The organism is Streptosporangium sp. NPDC006930, assembly GCF_040635605.1.
Lineage (GTDB): Bacteria > Actinomycetota > Actinomycetes > Streptosporangiales > Streptosporangiaceae > Streptosporangium.
This window is the reverse complement of the sequence record NZ_JBEYID010000007.1, coordinates 65,523-80,672: the sequence shown is the minus strand read 5'-3', so window position 1 is coordinate 80,672 and position 15,150 is coordinate 65,523. Positions and strand designations below refer to the sequence as shown.

The window sequence follows — 15,150 nt, the reverse complement described above, 5'->3', positions numbered from 1 at the left end:
TGTCGGTATGCGTGATGCACGTGCGGAGGACGCGAGGACCGAGGCCAGACGACTGATCCGTGATCTCCTGGGTGAGGAGCGGCCGGACGCCGCCCTGCTGCTGAGCGAGGCGAGGTCGGTGCTGGGCGCCGACCGCGTCGCGCGTTCCGTCGAGCTCGCGCGCGGCGCCCCCCTCACCCGCAGGTCCACCGAACTCGCCGCGCTCGCCGGCCTGCTGGTCGGCACCCGCGAGCTCGGCGAGCGGTGGTGGCACCAGGAGCGCGGCGACAAGCTGCCCGCGCCCGACGAGGCGCTCAGGACCTCCACGGCGATCGAACCGTGGACCGACCTGACCGTCCTGGAGATGCTCGCCGCCTGGATCGCCGACGACGCGGCCGACGAGGCCTGGGGCCGTCCGGCCGCCGTCACCGACCTCAACTCCTGGCAGGCCGAGGACCGGGTCGAGCTGCCCAAGGACGCGCACCCCGGCCAGCGGGTCGTGGTCTCCTTCGACGCCGGCGGCCGTCTCGACGCGGTGGTCCTGCGCCGCCCCGACGACGAGCTCGGCTCCAACCTCGACTTCGACTCCCTGCGCTACTCCCGCCCCGCCGAGGCCCAGTGGAGCTGGGGCGTCGCCGCCGGGCTCGGCCCCCACCGGCTGGACGAGCACCCCGACCCGTACGAGCGGCCGGTCGACGCCGAGGCCGCCGCGACCCTGCACACCTGGGCACTGCGCCACGGCGCCTCCGCCGAGCAGGCCGGTGAGGTGTGGCGCGACAGGGGCGACGTCATCGCCTCCATCGAGCGGATCGACTGGATGTGGCGCAGCGGCGAGTGGTTCGCCTGGTGGCGCGGGGTGTCCGCCCTGGTCGACGGCGAGCCCGAGCAGCTGGCCGCCCGCCTGGAGGAGATCTCCTCCGCCCTCTAGCGCGGGCGTCAGCCGAAGGTGTGCGGTGTCAGGTAGTCCGGGATCACGACCTTCGTCCCGGGGCTCACCCTGCGCACCGCCGCGACGAACTCGGCGAGGCTCTTCCTCGACTTCTCGTCGGCCTGAGGCGGGTTGCGCAGAGCCACCTCGAAGTTGTCCCAGTGCACGGGTACGACCACCTGCGGCATGTCCAGGGCCCTCAGGAGGCGCGGCACGTAGTCGTACGTGGACGACGAGGAGGTGGTGGGAATCATCGCGACGTCCGGGGCGAGACCGCTGAGGTTACGCTCGACGAAGTCACTGCCTCCCATGAAGAAAACCGAAGGACCGCCCTTGACCGTCACCTGGAACGCCAGGGTGTCGCCCTCGGGCAACTCGGAGATGTTCTTCGGCCTGCGTTTCGGCCTGGTCAGCCGGACACCGGGAAAGAGCATGGAGTAGTTGGCGTTGCGGCTGTGCAACGACGCCACCACCTCGACGACGTAGTCGCCGAAGTCCAGGACCTCTCCGCCCTTCACCGGGCTGAGCAGGCTGTCCTTCACGTCGTACGCCAGGGCCAGGTTGCAGGTGGTGGCGGTGCCGACCACCCGTGCCCCGGTCGAGGTCGCGATGTGCGGGACGTCGTTGAAGTGGTCCCAGTGCGCGTGCGTCACCAGCACGACCTGCGGGGTGCCCGTGTGCCTGCGGACGGCCTCGGTGTCGACCTTGAGCGATGTGGCGGGATCGAACTTACCCGCCGCCAGGCCGGTGTCGAACCGTGTCACGTACGGGTCGACGAGGAGCGTCGACGATCCCACATCCACTCGCCAGCCCGACGTGCCGAGCCAGCGGAACGTCGCGGAGGTCTTCCTCCCACTCGGACGCGGGGTCGCGGCCCCGGTGGGGGACGGGGACAGGAGGGTTCCGGCCATCGGCACCAGCGCGGCCCCCGCCGTCGCGGTACGCAGGAAACCTCTTCGATCAAATCGGGACATGTCTCCCCTTGGGTGCGTGTGAACATACGGCCGTCGTCCAGGCATCCCGGGGACGGCCGTCGGCCGCGTGCGGCCCGATGAGGACCCAACCATCGCCGCACCGGCCGCGTCCAAGATTCGCGACCGTCGTCTCCCATAGGCGAACACGTATCGGAGCAGATGAAACGGGGTGCCGGCGACTCATGGCCGGCAGAACCCGCCTTGAGCGCGGTGTGTCGACGGCGGGAGTCGCCAGGCTCGTCAGCGCGTCGCCGGAACTCGTGCCGGTGGGACTCAACGGGCCCGTCGACGCGTCGGCGGGCAGGGCTCACCCGGCTCGCAGCGCGTCGACGGCGGTCCGCGCGGCCTGGCCGATCGCCAGGTCGACGTCGAGACGCCGGGTCGGCAACTCCCCGCTCCGGGCGAAGACCGCCACCGCGTAGCTCTCACCGGAGGGATACTCGACGACCCCGGCCTCCATGTGCAGGCTCGGCAGCGTCCCCGTCTTGGCCGCCACCCGCGTACCCGGCGGGAAACCCGAGGCGATCCGCGTCCAGAAGATCTGCCGTGTCATGTAGTCGCGGACGGCCGCGCACGCCTCCGGCGGCCCCGCCTCGTCGCGCCAGATCAGTCCGAGCAGCCCGGTCACGTCGCGCGCCGTGCTGGAGGTCGTGCGATCGGGATCGAGGACCCGCAGCGCCCGAACCCGCTCGGGGGACAGCGTCGGGAAGATCCGCGCGAACTCGGCGTCGTCCCGCGCCCCCACGTCCGCGAACATCGACTCCAGCACCTGCCTGGGCCCGCCGATCACGCGCGTGCGCTCCAGTCCCAGCTCCGCGGCGAGCATCCGCACGGTGTCCAGGCCGATCCTCCGCATCAGCAGGTCGGCGGCGGTGTTGTCGCTCACCTGCACGGCGAAGTGGACGAGATCACGCAGTGACATCTCCACGTCGTCCGCGCATCCGGCGGTGCCCCACCCGCCGAGCCTGTCCTCCGCCGTCACGAGAACCCGCTCGGCGGGGTCGAGCTGGCCTGCCGCCGCCTGACGGGCGAACTCCAGGACGAGGAGCACCTTGAAGATCGAGGCGATCACGACCTGCTCGTCGGCGCGTACGGCGATCTCACGGCCCTCGGCGATGTCCAGCGCGTGCAGGTGCCCCTCGACCCCCGTGGCCGCGAAGATCTCCGCTATCCGTTCCTCTGGCGACATGCCCGCAACGCTATCCAGTCCCGTGCCCCTGTCCGGACCCGCCGCCGGGGTCCTGCCCGTGCTCGCCCAGGGAAACCTGCCGGGACCTGCCAGCGGAGTTCTGAGCCCGCCTGGGCCCGCCGCCGGAAGCCTGTTCCCACCTGCGACGCGACGCGGGTGCGCAGGGCCGTGGACGATCGCCTATCGTGACGCCGTGGACCTCACCCGGCATCTGCGGCACTTCCTCGTTGTCGCGGAAGAACTGCACTTCGGCCGTGCCGCGGAGGTGCTGGGCATCGCGCAGCCTCCGCTCAGCCAGTCGATCCAGAGGCTGGAGCGCGAGCTCGGCGCAGAGCTGTTCGACCGCTCGCGCCGGCAGATCGAGCTCACGATGGCGGGACGGCTTCTCGTCGGGGAGGCCGGACGGTTCCTGGCCGGTGAGGAGCGGCTGCGGACGATGATGCGCCAGGCCGCCGACGGTGAGCTGGGAACCCTGCGCGTCGGGGTGCCCCCGGAGATCCCGGCCGTGACGCTGCACGCTCTGCTGGGGCTCCTCGGGGAGGAGGCACCGGGACTGCACCTGGAACTCCACGAGCTCACCACTCCGGAACAGCTGCGCGGCCTGGCCTCCGCCCGCCTCGACGCGGGTCTCGTGCACCACCCCGTCGAGATTCCCGGTCTGCGGTCCGGCCCCGTCGTGGAGCTCCCGCTGGGCGTGGTGCTGCCACGTACCTCCCCCCTGGTGCTGGCGCGGCCGGGCTCGCGACCCGAGCCGGAGCAGGACCCGTGGCCACAACAGGACCCTGGGTCCGCCTTCGGTTCCCGGCCGGAGGCCGGGAGCGAGGCGCGCTCCAAGCCGGACCCACGGCCGGGTTCGCAGCCGGAGTCGCGACGGCCGAGGGGGCGGCCGTGGGAGATCGCGCTGGCCGACCTCGCCGGGCACGACCTCGTCGTCTTTCCTCGCGAGACCTCCCCGGCGTGGTACGACCGGATGCTCGATGTCTGCCGCGCCGGGGGGTTCTCGCCCGTACGCCTCAGGCACGCCCGCAACCCGGAGTTCCTGCTGGGGCTCGTGCTGGCCGGGCAGGGGGTGGCGTTCGAGCAGGAGGCGATAGCCCGCAGGGAACCCCGTCTGGTCTGGCGCCCTCTCGCCGGTAACCCCCTCACGCGAGGGATCCGCGTCGCCTGGCCGGAGCGGTCGGCACACCCCGCCGCCGCCAGGTTCGCCGCCCTGGCCGCCGAGGTCCTCACCCGGGACGCCGCAGGGACACCACGGGCGGTGCCCGGGACGTCACCGTCGCCCACGCCCCGCCCCTGGTCCGTCATATACACCCCCTAGTTTCCTCGCCCCTGGCCGGTCGTGAGGGGGAACGAGCTTTACCCGGCGCGGGGAGAATCCCACATCGCAAAGAATGCTCTACCAGGACAAGACCGTATCCCTGTCGACCCTCAATACATGTGGGTGTAAATACGGATAAATTGATACATAAATGGCGACAAAATCAACGGTGCGTTCGCCGGGGAGTGTGGTGGAAGATCCCACACCATGTACGGGTCATAGAACGGGTGAGTGAGGTCGACGACGGAGGTTCCCGGTTACGGTCGGAACCGTCCGCCACGAACCGGCCGTGCCGAGGGACCGCCGAGGGCCGCTGAGAGGCGGGAGGCGCGGGTGCGTGCCAGGGCGCTGTCGCCGGGAGACGGAAGCGTTCCCGTCCATCGAGGGCTTTTCGGGAGGTCGGCATGAGACTGTTCATCCATCTCGCCCTCTTCGTGGCCGCCGTCCCGCTTCCTCGACCCCGCCCCAAGAGGGCGTCCTGGCCGCTCTTTCCCGTCACGGCCTCGGTGCCCAGGGCCCGGTGGCTGATCGGCGGCCGACTGGCCCAGTGGGGGATCGACGGCCAGAGCGAGGTCGCCCGGCTGCTCGTCAGCGAGCTCGTCACCAACGCGCTGCGCCACGCGTGGGGACCGATCCGGCTCACCATCTCCTACCGGGACGGAACGCTGCGCTGCGAGGTGGGTGACGCCAATCCCGCCCCGCCCGTCCCGCGCGACGCCCATGAGGACGACGAGGGAGGGCGCGGGTTGCAGCTGCTGGAGCTGCTCTCCGACCGGTGGGGCAGCGACCGCACGCCCACGGGGAAGGTCAGCTGGTTCGAACTGGCCGACAGGCGTTCCGGTGGTTCAGTGGCGTGAGAGGGGTAAGAGGGCTTTCGGGGACTCGGCTCACCCGACACGAGAGGAAATCCTCTCCCCATGAACGACACGGACGACTCGCGCCGCTCGGACGGCGGTACGCGAAGAGAAAAGCGGGCCATGTCCGCGCATTCACCCGAAGGAGTCCCGAACGATGCGTCAGATCCGGATCCGCAGGCGACCGCGACGCCCCATCAAGGGCATGCTGGACCTGCGGACCCCGTCGGGAAGGCTGCTGCCGTACTGACCCCGCCGCCGGGCGTGAACACCCCGTCCGGCGTCGCCCCTCATCCCACCGGACCCGCGGCGCGCGTGTCCGTGCCCAAGGATGACGGGAGGAATCAGCGGATCCCCGTACCGGTTGCAGCGTTGTGTGAAGGTTGAAATTTATTCAGACGTTGTCTGCCCCTGGTGCTACATCGGCCACACCCGCTTCGCCCGCGCCGTGGAGCGCTACCGGGCCAAGGGCGGTGAGGTGAAGATCGAGTTCAGGCCGTTCCAGCTCGCTCCGGACGCGAAATCCAGTGGCGAGCTCACACGAACCTGGGCGGCGGCGAAGTTCGGCGGGGCCGAACAGGCCGCCCAGATGTTCGCGAGAGTGTCCGGGGTCGCCGCCGAGGACGGGCTGGTGCTGGACTTCGATCACGCGATCCAGGCCAACACCCTCGACGCGCACCGCCTCATCCAGCTCGCCGGAGAGCAGGGCAAGGGGGAGGAGGCGCTCTACGCCCTCTTCCGCGCCCACTTCACCGACGGTCTCGACATCGGTTCCCGGGAGGTTCTCGCCGGGCTGGCCGGGGAGATCGGCATACAGGCCGACCTGGACGGGGAGGACGGCGTGGCGGCGGTGAAGGAGGAGCTGGCCCAGGCTCGCGCGATCGGTGTCAGCTCGGTGCCGCTCTTCCTTTTCGAGGGCCAGTTCGCCGTCTCCGGAGCCCAGCCGGAGGACACTCTGCTCGCGGCTCTCGAGGAGGTCGCCGAGCGCACCGGCCAGTCCCCGGCCGCGAAGGCCGTGAAGGCCGCGACGGCGGGTGGCGACGCCTGCGACGACGAGGGCTACTGCCCGGTTTGACGGGTTTTGATGAGAGTTCTCCTGCCCCGCGGAGAGGTCAGCCGGGCAGGCCGAGCTCGCCGGAGCGGTGGTGTCGGCGGCACAGGACCTGGTAGCGGATCGGATCGGCACCCGTGTCGCCGATGACGACCTGCTCACCCGTACGGACCATCCTGCCGCCGACCACCCGGGCGTTCAGGCGCCCGGGGCGCCCGCACCAGCACAGGACCTCGACCTGCAGGCGGTTGATCTCGTCGGCCAGTTCGAACAGCCGCTGGGCGGCGGGGAACATCTGCGAGCGGAAGTCCGAGGCGAGGCCGAAGGCGTAGACGTCGACGCCGTGGTCGTCGGTGAGATCGGCGAGCTGCTCGATCTGGGCGACCGTGTAGAAGCACGCCTCGTCGCAGATGACGTAGTCGATGGGGTCGTGCGCGCGGACCAGGGCTACCAGGTCGAGGTCGTCGACGACCTCGACGGCCTCGCTGCCCAGGCCGATCCGGCTGGTGACCTGCGGGGCGCCCGAGCGGTCGTGCTTGGTGAGCACCAGCCCGCGCCTGCCCTGGCGGCCGTGGTTGTAGTTCATCTGCAGGGCCAGCGTGGACTTGCCGCAGTCCATCGGCCCGAAGTAGAAGCGCAGCACTCCGTCCCGGGAACCGGCGGGAACGGCGGAGAGGGCAGACGATTCGGTCACGGGGGGCCAGCCTAGTACTCCGGCCACGCTCCGCGATCTCCACCCCTGATGATCGGTTCGCCGCTCCCACCTGCCGCCGGGGCGCGCGGCGCCTCCTGTCTCGTCCGGCGGGACCGCTTCCTGACTTCCCGGACTGTTTCCGGTTTCTCAGCCCGTTTCGGGCCGTTTCCAGGCTCGCCGGGCAGAGACCTCCGGCGAGCCCGGGGAACGGGAGCAGAAGAGCGGGACGGGACCGGCCGAGGGGAGCTCGCCCTCCGGGGTCCGGTGAGCTCCCCGGCCGGTGGGTCAGAGCTCGCCGCTCTCGATCGCCGCCTTGAGGCCCGCCTGCGTCGCCTGGTGGGAGGAGACGCCGTTCGTCACGGTGAAGTCGAGGAGCAGGACGCTCGCCTCGAAGGTGAGATGCTCGGTGACGCGCGTCCGCCCGTCGCCCAGGTCGTGAAAGACGATCTTCTGGTGCGTGACGACGTTCGGCAGCGTCCAGGTGTCGGTCTCGTAGTAGAGGGCGTCGCGGTGAACGCGCTGCTGCGCGTGCGTGTTGACGGTGACGGGCAGTCCGGCGACCGGGATGTTCTCCACGGCCGTGAGGTTGACGTAGCGCGTCCCGGCGTCGGTCCAGTCGGCGTGGGTGACGACCCGCTGCAGGAACGAGTGCGCGCCGAGGTGGTTGTTGATGTTCGAGTAGGCGTCGAACACGTGTTCCACCGGCGCGTCGATCTCAATGGAGACGTCGCGCTTGGCCTGGCCGCGCCCCGTGATCGGGAGGGGAGCGGTGAGGCACTCGTAGAACCTGTAGGTGTTCCACGCGATCTGCCACTGGGCGGCGAGAACGGGGTCGGTGTCGGCGCGGGCGGGGGCCGAGAACACGGTGGTGAGAAGGACGACGGCGGACAGCGGGGCCACGAGGAGCCGGAGGAGCTTCGTCACAGATACCTCTGAGAGCCAGGCGAGAGTAGTAGATCTCTTGTATCTCGTCTGATCACGGTTTAGTACACCGCCGGCGGATCGTGATCGCGATGTTTCATGGATGGCTCGTTTTCTTACATCCGTCAGAAAAGAGGGCGATCTCCGGGCGACAGTGAGCCGTGCGGCGTATGAGGACGTTTGGGGAGACGATGTCCTGGTAGGGGTGGGAGTCCCCGACCGACACGCCCCGACCAAGCCCCTACTAAGCCCCGACAAGACCTGACAAGACCTGACATGGTCTGACTTGGCTTGACGGCGAAAACCATGGGAGATTCCTTTTGGTCTATCGAAAAGTGGGAGAATCTGTGACGACCACCAACAACTCCGCTCCGCCCCACGGCAAGACCCCGGCCGTCGTGACCTCAGGCCCCTCCAGCGCGGAAACCGCCGAGATACCCACGGCCCTCGCGGCGATGATGACCGAGGACGAGGCCGTCGCCGCCCAGGCCGAGGCGGCCCGCTGGCGGTACGGGTTCTACGTCGTCATCGTGGGACTCCTGGTCATCCTGATCGGCTTCGTGGTGATCGCGCTGCGCGCCGGCGACACCGCCGCGCCGTTCGCCGGGCTCGTCGGCGTCTCGGGCGCCATCATCGGCGCCTACTTCGGCGTGCAGGTCGGCCAGTCCGGCAAGGACCGGGTCGAGGCCGAACTGCGCCGTACGAACGAGATGGCGATCCGCCTCGCCGCCAAGATCCACGCGCACGACGCCGACGCGGTGATCAACACCACCATGGGTCCCCGCCGCCGCTAGAGTCCCACCCCCCGACCTCCCGGCCCGTGACGGCGAGGCCGTCTCCGGGACGGGGGCGTCGTCCTCGGTGAGGCCGCCTCCCGGGTGGGAGCGTCTCCGGCGAGGCCACCTGCCACGCCACCTGCCGCCAACACTGCACAAGGAACGGCCACAGCTTCGGCAGTGTCCGCCGATTTGTGGACTCGCCGGGACTGGGTAGACACGGGGGCATGCGCAGCGTCCGTATCGGGGTCGACACCGGAGGCACGTTCACCGACGTGGTAGCGGTGGACGAACAGACCGGTGAGATCACCACCACCAAGACTCCCTCCACCCCGGCCAACCCGGCCGACGGGTTCATGGAGGGGGTGCGAAAAGTCCTGCGTAAGGCGGCCGGCGCCGAGGACGTGACGATGGAGGCCGTCTCGGCCGTCGTGCACGGCACCACGGTCGCCACGAACCAGCTCCTCGAAGACCGCATCGCCGACCTCGGCTTCGTCACCACCGAGGGCTTCGAGTTCATCCTGGAGATCGCCCGCCAAAGCGTGCCGGACGGCTACGGCAACTCCTATTTCTGGGTGAAACCACCCCGCATCGTTCCGGTGCACCGGGTCAGGACCGTCGGTGGACGGCTGGACCACACCGGAGCGGAGGTGCGGCCCTTCGACGAGGAGCAGGCCGTCGCGGCGGCCCGCTGGTTCCGCGACCGCGGCATCACCGCGATCGGCGTCTGCTTCCTGCACTCGTACGCCAACCCCGCCCACGAACTGCGCATGCGAGAGGCGCTCGGAAGGGAGCACCCGGACGCCGTCGTCTCGCTCTCGTGCGACGTGCTGCGCGAGTACCGCGAGTACGAGCGGTCGGTCACCACCCTCGTCGACGCGGCGGTCAAACCGACCATGCGCCGCTACATCGCGAACCTGGCCGAACGCCTGGAGGCGGCGGGAAGCACGCGTACGGGAAACCCGGAAAAGGGGAGCGCGCAGCAGGGAATCCCGGAGAAGGGAAGCGCGCGGCAGGGGAGCGCGGAGAGGGGGAGCGGCATGCCGTTCTCCGTCATGAAGAGCAACGGCGGCGTGCTGTCCGCGGCCGAGGTCGTGCACCAGCCGATCACCACCGTGCTCTCGGGACCGGCCGCGGGCGCGCTCGGCGCCGCCCTCATCGCCGCCACCGCCGGGCACCCCTCGGTGATCACCCTGGACGGCGGCGGCACCTCGACCGACGTCGCGGTGGTCGTCGACGGGGAACCCTCCCTGACCACCGAGGGCAGCATCGGCCGCTACCCCTGCAAGATCCCGATGATCGACATCGTGACCGTCGGCGCGGGCGGCGGCTCCGTCGCGTGGATCTCACCCGAGGGCACGCTCAAGGTCGGCCCCAGATCGGCCGGAGCCGACCCGGGCCCGCTCTGCTACGGCCGGGGCGGCACCGAGGTCACCGTCACCGACGCGCACGTCTTCCTTGGCCGGGTCCCGGCGCACCTGCTCGGCGGGGAGATCCCGCTCGACGCCGACGCCGCCCGCGAGGGCATCGAGGCGCTCGCGGGCAAGATCGGCCTGACCCCGGAACGGACAGCGGCGGGCATCCTGGAGATCAGCGCGTTCAACCAGTCGAACGCCATCCGCCAGATCACCGTCAAACGCGGCCTGGACGTGCGCGACTTCCCCATGGTCGCCTTCGGCGGCTCGGGACCGCTGCTGGTCTGCCGGTTGATCGACATCCTCGGCCTGCCATCGGTGATCGTCCCGCCGGACCCGGGCAACGTCTCGGCCTTCGGGCTGCTCACCGTGGACGTCAAGAACGACTACGTGCGCACCTTCGTCACCCGCGACCTCTCCCCGAAGGACGCCGAGGAGATCTTCGGCGACCTGGAGGGACAGGCCGCCTCCGCCCTGGACCGCGAGGGCTTCGCCGCAGACGCGCACGTCTACGCGCGCAGCGCCGACCTGCGCTACAACGGCCAGGCCTACGAGGTGAGGGTGCCCGCCCCCGCAGGACCGCTCGACGAGGCATGGCGGGCCGAGGTGCTGGAACGCTTCCACACCGAGCACCGCAAGCTCTACGGGTACGGCTACCGCGACGACCCCCGGCACGGCGTCGAGTGGGTCAACCTCCGCGTCTCCGGCATCGGCCCGATCACCCGGCCCTCCATCGGACGCAGGCCCCACGGCGACCCGCACCCCGAGCCCACGGCCTCCCGCGAGGTCTTCTACGACGAGTGGGGCACCGCACCCATCCACCGCCGCCGCGACCTGACCGCAGGAGCGAGGATCACCGGCCCGGCGGTGATCGAGGAGTACGGCTCCACCCTGCCGCTCCACCCCGGCTTCACCGCGACCATGGACGAGTTCGGAAACCTGGAGGTACGCCGTGCATGACGCGGATCGGCCGACGATCGCGGACGAGCGAGGAGCGGTGAGCGGTGAGCGACCGGTGAGCACGGGCGGGCGGCCTACGAGCGGGGCCGACCCGGTGCTGGTGGAGATCGTCGAAGGCACCCTCGCCTCGGTGGAGATGGAGGTGGAGACGGCGATCGCCCGCACCGCCCGCTCCCCCATGATCCGCGACGCGCACGACTTCCGCGCGGGCATCCACGACGTACGGCTGCGCAAGCTGACCGGCAGGTCCTACTCGGCGCTGGTCCAGCCGATCGTGCGGGACTTCCCGATCGACGAGATGAAGCCCGGCGACGTGTTCTTCCACAACGACGTCTACCTGTCCGAGGGCGGCATCGGCCACCTGCCCGACCTGTGCGTGACGGTCCCGGTCTTCCACGACGGACAGGTCGTCGCCTTCGTCCAGGCGTTCGGCCACCACGACGACATCGGCGGGGCCGTACCGGGCTCCATGCCGAGCAACGCGCGCAGCGTGTTCGAGGAGGGACTGATGGTCCCGCCGATCAAACTGTGGGACGAGGGCGTGCCCAACCGGGCGGCACTCACGATCATGACGCGAAACTCCCGGATGCCCGACTCCCTCGCCGGAGACCTGGACGCCGAGTGCTCGGCCTGCCTGATGGGCGCGCGGCGGCTGGGCGAGCTGTTCGACCGCTACGGGCGCGAGGCGGTCGAGGCGTGCTTCGACGCGATCATCTCCAACACCACCGAGACGTTCCGCAGGGAACTGCTGGCCAAGATCCCCGAGGGCACCCACGTCTGGGAGGACTACGCCGAACACGACGGCGTGGACTCCCCCCGCCTGCACACCCAGCGAATGACCCTCACCGTCGACCACTCCGCGCCGGTGCCGCTGGTGATCGACTTCACCGGCACCTCCCCGCAGGCCAAGGGCCCGATCAACCACGCGGGCGACTACGCCGACGGGGTCTTCCTGAAGAAATGGCTCGCGCCGATCCTGCGCAACCTCGCCGACACCCCCGAGCGGATGGCCGAACTCGACGTCAACGAGGGCGTCGTCCCCCTCATCGAGATGCGCTTCCCCGAGAAGGGCACCCTGCTCACCCCGATCTTCCCCGCCCCCACCAACGCCCGTACCTTCGTGATCCTGCGCCTGCTCGGCGTGCTGGCCGGGGTGCTGGCCAAGGCGACCGGCGGCCGGATGCCCGCCGACCAGGAGACCATCCGCTACACCGGCGTCTACGGCGACGGCCTCGACGGCACCCCGTACCTGATGAGGGAGGTCCTCGGCGGCGGCTCGGGCGGCCGGTGGTACGCCGACGGCGAGGACACCATCCACGTGGTGCCCGACTCGCGCAACATCCCGGTCGAGTTCGCCGAGTCCCGCTGGCCCTTCCGCGTCGAACGGCTCGGCCTGGCCCGCGACTCCGGCGGCCCCGGCCTCTACCGGGGCGGCCTCGGCTACGACAAGCACCTGCGGATGCTCCGGGACGCCTCGTTCATGTCCATCGCCGACCGCTCGATCCTGTCCTGCTGGGGCGTGAACGGCGGCCGGGCCGGGCAGCCCTTCGTCGTGGAGATCGAGGGTAAGGAGGTGACTCCTCCGCTCCCCAAAGAGAGCGGCTTCTCGCTTCCCTCGGTTGAGGTAGGCGACGGCCAAGCCCTGACCGTTTCAAACACAGGAACGGTAGCAGGGAAGCAATCCAGACAACAGGTAAACTTGGCAGTCCCCTCGCTAAGAACGATGGAGGGCCTGGTGGACGACTCACCGGTCCGCGCGGGCGAGATCATCCGGGTCCGCACCACGGGCGGAGGCGGCTGGGGCTCCCCGCTGGACCGCGACCCCGCCCTGGTGGCCGCCGACGTCCGCGACGGCAAGGTCTCACCCGAGGGTGCCCACGACGACTACGGGGTCGTCCTGAGCGGCGACCCCGACGATCCCCGGGTGGACACCGAGGCCACCGCGACCCGCCGCGCGGGCCTCCGCGCCGCCCTCCCGGCCGATCGGCCCTTCTTCGACCGGGGGCCCGGCTTCCCCACCCTGTCGGGCGGCCTGCCGTACCCGGAGGTGGACCTCATCTGACGCCCGTGGTGGGCCCACCTTCTCCGTGTTCCTGAATGTTCCTGAACGCCGATCACAGGCGGGTATCGGTGTGTAAGGAGCGGTCTGTCGGCGGATGATCGTCGATGGGTCCGCCTTGGGACAGGGTGGGCTCGTGTGTTGGTCCGGACAGGTGCTAGCCTGGACGTAGTTGCGGTTGTGGTACCCATGAAACTTTGTGTGCACCTGACGGATAACCCTTCAGGTGCATTTTGTTTTCCCGGTCATCTCCGGATGGGCTCATCGCGGCGACGCGGGATCCGCGCGGTGCGGATCCCGGCTCTGCCCCCTGTTCGAAGGAGAATGATCATGGCAACTGGAACCGTTAAGTGGTTCAACTCGGAAAAGGGCTTCGGCTTCATCGAGCAGGACGGCGGCGGCGCCGACGTCTTCGCCCACTACTCCAACATCGCCGCCCAGGGCTACCGTGAGCTGCAGGAGGGCCAGAAGGTCTCCTTCGACGTCACGCAGGGCCAGAAGGGCCCGCAGGCGGAGAACATCGTTCCCGCCTAGTAGCACCTGTACTTCACGGGCCGGGGCCCGCACCTTTCCAAGGTGCGGGCCCCGGCTCGTTTCGTGCCCGGCACTTCTTTCCCGCTGATCAAAAAAGTGTTTTCATACGAGAATGCCGCTGACGATCACTGTGGTTCGACATGGTCAGAGCGAGTCCAACGTGGCCTTCGAGGAGGCCCTCCGTGCGGGCAGGGCGGTCGTCCTGGACCGCCCGGATTTCGAGGCCGAGCTGACCCCGCTCGGCAGGGAGCAGGCCACCAGGCTGGGGCGGCACCTCGCGGCAGGGGATCCGCCGGAGCTCGTCCTGTGCTCGCCGTACCTCAGGACCGTGCAGACCTGGGAACTGGTCGCCGCCGAGCTGAACGCGGACCCCGAGGTCCGGCTGGAGCCGAGACTCAGGGACCACGACATGGGGCGCTGGTCCGGGATGAACGTACTGGCGATCAGGGACAGGTTTCCAGACGAGTCGGAGAACTTGATCGCGCGCCTGTACGGCGGCTTCCGGCCCCCGGACGGGGAGAGTTTCCCGGATCTCGCCGGTCGGATCCGCGAGGTGGTCGAGGAGTTGCGTGCCAGGCACACCGATCGCCGGGTTCTCGTCGTCGCGCACGATTCCGTCGTGCTGATGTTCAGGCACGTGATGGAGGGTGTCGCGATCAACTCCGTCGGGGAGTCCGGCCCGGTCGGCAACGCCTCGTTCTCGGTGTGGCGCGACTCCAAGCCTGAGATCTTCAACGAGATAGGCCATTTGCGGGATTAGCTTCCTAAGCGGATTCCGCGGGGGTCCTGCGAAGTCGCGGCGCATCAGTCGATTCCCGGGGGCGTCGCGAGGCCTTCTCACGTCGAGAGGTAGGCCCAGACCCGGTGGCCGACGGTGGGGCCACCCTGGTAGCCGACGCGGGTGGCGAGGGCCGCGACGGTCGCCAGGCCACGGCCGTTCTCCTCGTTCGTGTCCGGCGGATGCTCCCCGCGAAACCACGGGACACCGTTTCCGCCCTGGTCGTGCACGGTGATGAGGATGCCGGTCGCTTCGCCCCCGTGCCGCATGAACGACGCGCGGCCCAGTACGACCTCGACGGCGAAGGAGCCGCCCGCGTCGCCGCTGCGGCTGTGACGCAGCGCGTTGCCGGCCAGCTCGGACACGATCAGTTCGGCATCGTCGGCGCAGGGGGTGTCGGTGAGCAGGAAACGGACGAGCCTGCGGGCCTGGGCCACCTGGTCCGGCGTACCGGAGAAGGATCTTGCCCAGACCAGGTGGCCGGTAGGACGCGGCCGAGCCGGGGTGGTGGCCTGTCCGCGCCCGGGGAGTGAAATCGTGGCCGATGTGCTCTCGGTCGAGGAGCCGAGAGGCGGGTTCGAGTCGATGGGCGGGTGAAGTCGCTCGTGGCCGTGGCCGGAAGGTTGACGCATAAAACCGAACCCTGGCGCGAGATACCCGTGAAGAAGATCCCCGGTTTTTCGACCGGAGGGATCCCGATTATCGACCGGGGCGTCGTCC

At 69.8% G+C, this 15,150-nt stretch carries 14 protein-coding genes; 9 read left to right on the top strand and 5 right to left on the bottom strand.

Annotation, left to right across the window (positions count from 1 at the left end; genetic code table 11):
* Positions 1-7 precede the first annotated feature (7 nt).
* On the top strand, positions 8-907 hold the full coding sequence (locus tag ABZ664_RS14595; protein WP_362508502.1) for a hypothetical protein: 900 nt from the start codon (positions 8-10) through the stop codon (positions 905-907).
* Between the two features lie 8 nt (positions 908-915).
* Here ABZ664_RS14595 and ABZ664_RS14590 read toward each other — a convergent pair whose 3' ends face one another.
* Both ABZ664_RS14590 and ABZ664_RS14585 read right to left on the bottom strand, forming a co-directional pair.
* Positions 916-1,881, bottom strand: coding sequence for an MBL fold metallo-hydrolase (locus ABZ664_RS14590; RefSeq protein WP_362508499.1), 966 nt, complete (start codon positions 1,879-1,881; stop codon positions 916-918).
* Between the two features lie 307 nt (positions 1,882-2,188).
* Entirely contained in the window at positions 2,189-3,070 is an 882-nt protein-coding gene (locus ABZ664_RS14585) for a serine hydrolase (RefSeq protein WP_362508496.1), read from the bottom strand.
* On the opposite strand from ABZ664_RS14585, the gene ABZ664_RS14580 reads away from it, so the two are divergent.
* The 3 genes from ABZ664_RS14580 to ABZ664_RS14570 all read left to right on the top strand — a co-directional run bounded on the left by ABZ664_RS14580 (position 3,069) and on the right by ABZ664_RS14570 (position 6,317).
* Complete coding sequence (locus ABZ664_RS14580) at positions 3,069-4,388, top strand: LysR substrate-binding domain-containing protein (protein ID WP_362508494.1); 1,320 nt, start codon at positions 3,069-3,071, stop codon at positions 4,386-4,388. The two genes, ABZ664_RS14585 and ABZ664_RS14580, sit on opposite strands and share 2 nt — an antisense overlap.
* Before the next feature lie 404 nt (positions 4,389-4,792).
* Entirely contained in the window at positions 4,793-5,245 is a 453-nt protein-coding gene (locus tag ABZ664_RS14575; protein WP_362508491.1) for an ATP-binding protein, read from the top strand.
* 373 nt (positions 5,246-5,618) lie between these two features.
* A complete protein-coding gene (locus ABZ664_RS14570; protein WP_362508488.1) occupies positions 5,619-6,317 on the top strand; it encodes a DsbA family oxidoreductase in 699 nt (232 codons plus the stop codon).
* A gap of 37 nt (positions 6,318-6,354) precedes the next feature.
* Here ABZ664_RS14570 and ABZ664_RS14565 read toward each other — a convergent pair whose 3' ends face one another.
* Entirely contained in the window at positions 6,355-6,987 is a 633-nt protein-coding gene (locus tag ABZ664_RS14565) for a thymidine kinase (protein ID WP_362508485.1), read from the bottom strand.
* A 285-nt stretch (positions 6,988-7,272) separates the two neighbouring features.
* On the bottom strand, positions 7,273-7,911 hold the full coding sequence (locus tag ABZ664_RS14560) for an SRPBCC family protein (RefSeq protein WP_362508482.1): 639 nt from the start codon (positions 7,909-7,911) through the stop codon (positions 7,273-7,275).
* A 344-nt stretch (positions 7,912-8,255) separates the two neighbouring features.
* Here ABZ664_RS14560 and ABZ664_RS14555 point away from each other — a divergent pair, with 344 nt between their 5' ends.
* From ABZ664_RS14555 to ABZ664_RS14535, 5 genes are all read left to right on the top strand, one after another.
* Positions 8,256-8,702, top strand: a complete 447-nt coding sequence (locus ABZ664_RS14555; protein ID WP_362508479.1) for a hypothetical protein — start codon at positions 8,256-8,258, stop codon at positions 8,700-8,702.
* A gap of 209 nt (positions 8,703-8,911) precedes the next feature.
* Complete coding sequence (locus ABZ664_RS14550; protein WP_362508476.1) at positions 8,912-11,059, top strand: hydantoinase/oxoprolinase family protein; 2,148 nt, start codon at positions 8,912-8,914, stop codon at positions 11,057-11,059.
* Between the two features lie 55 nt (positions 11,060-11,114).
* On the top strand, positions 11,115-13,121 hold the full coding sequence (locus ABZ664_RS14545; RefSeq protein WP_362509222.1) for a hydantoinase B/oxoprolinase family protein: 2,007 nt from the start codon (positions 11,115-11,117) through the stop codon (positions 13,119-13,121).
* A 327-nt stretch (positions 13,122-13,448) separates the two neighbouring features.
* The gene (locus ABZ664_RS14540) at positions 13,449-13,652 is read left to right on the top strand and encodes a cold-shock protein (RefSeq protein ID WP_068904148.1); all 204 of its coding nucleotides are present in this window, start codon (positions 13,449-13,451) and stop codon (positions 13,650-13,652) included.
* Between the two features lie 112 nt (positions 13,653-13,764).
* The gene (locus ABZ664_RS14535) at positions 13,765-14,412 is read left to right on the top strand and encodes a histidine phosphatase family protein (RefSeq protein ID WP_362508471.1); all 648 of its coding nucleotides are present in this window, start codon (positions 13,765-13,767) and stop codon (positions 14,410-14,412) included.
* A 77-nt stretch (positions 14,413-14,489) separates the two neighbouring features.
* Here the strand turns inward: ABZ664_RS14535 and ABZ664_RS14530 are convergent, their stop codons facing one another.
* Entirely contained in the window at positions 14,490-15,062 is a 573-nt protein-coding gene (locus ABZ664_RS14530) for an ATP-binding protein (protein ID WP_362508469.1), read from the bottom strand.
* Positions 15,063-15,150 lie beyond the last annotated feature (88 nt).

Coding starts and splice junctions, on each gene's coding strand:
- ABZ664_RS14595 (WP_362508502.1), top strand. CDS start 8: ATGCGTGATGCACGTGCGGAGGACGCGAGGACCGAGGCCAGACGACTG.
- ABZ664_RS14590 (WP_362508499.1), bottom strand. CDS start 1,881: ATGTCCCGATTTGATCGAAGAGGTTTCCTGCGTACCGCGACGGCGGGG.
- ABZ664_RS14580 (WP_362508494.1), top strand. CDS start 3,069: ATGCCCGCAACGCTATCCAGTCCCGTGCCCCTGTCCGGACCCGCCGCC.
- ABZ664_RS14585 (WP_362508496.1), bottom strand. CDS start 3,070: ATGTCGCCAGAGGAACGGATAGCGGAGATCTTCGCGGCCACGGGGGTC.
- ABZ664_RS14575 (WP_362508491.1), top strand. CDS start 4,793: ATGAGACTGTTCATCCATCTCGCCCTCTTCGTGGCCGCCGTCCCGCTT.
- ABZ664_RS14550 (WP_362508476.1), top strand. CDS start 8,912: ATGCGCAGCGTCCGTATCGGGGTCGACACCGGAGGCACGTTCACCGAC.
- ABZ664_RS14540 (WP_068904148.1), top strand. CDS start 13,449: ATGGCAACTGGAACCGTTAAGTGGTTCAACTCGGAAAAGGGCTTCGGC.
- ABZ664_RS14535 (WP_362508471.1), top strand. CDS start 13,765: ATGCCGCTGACGATCACTGTGGTTCGACATGGTCAGAGCGAGTCCAAC.
- ABZ664_RS14530 (WP_362508469.1), bottom strand. CDS start 15,062: ATGCGTCAACCTTCCGGCCACGGCCACGAGCGACTTCACCCGCCCATC.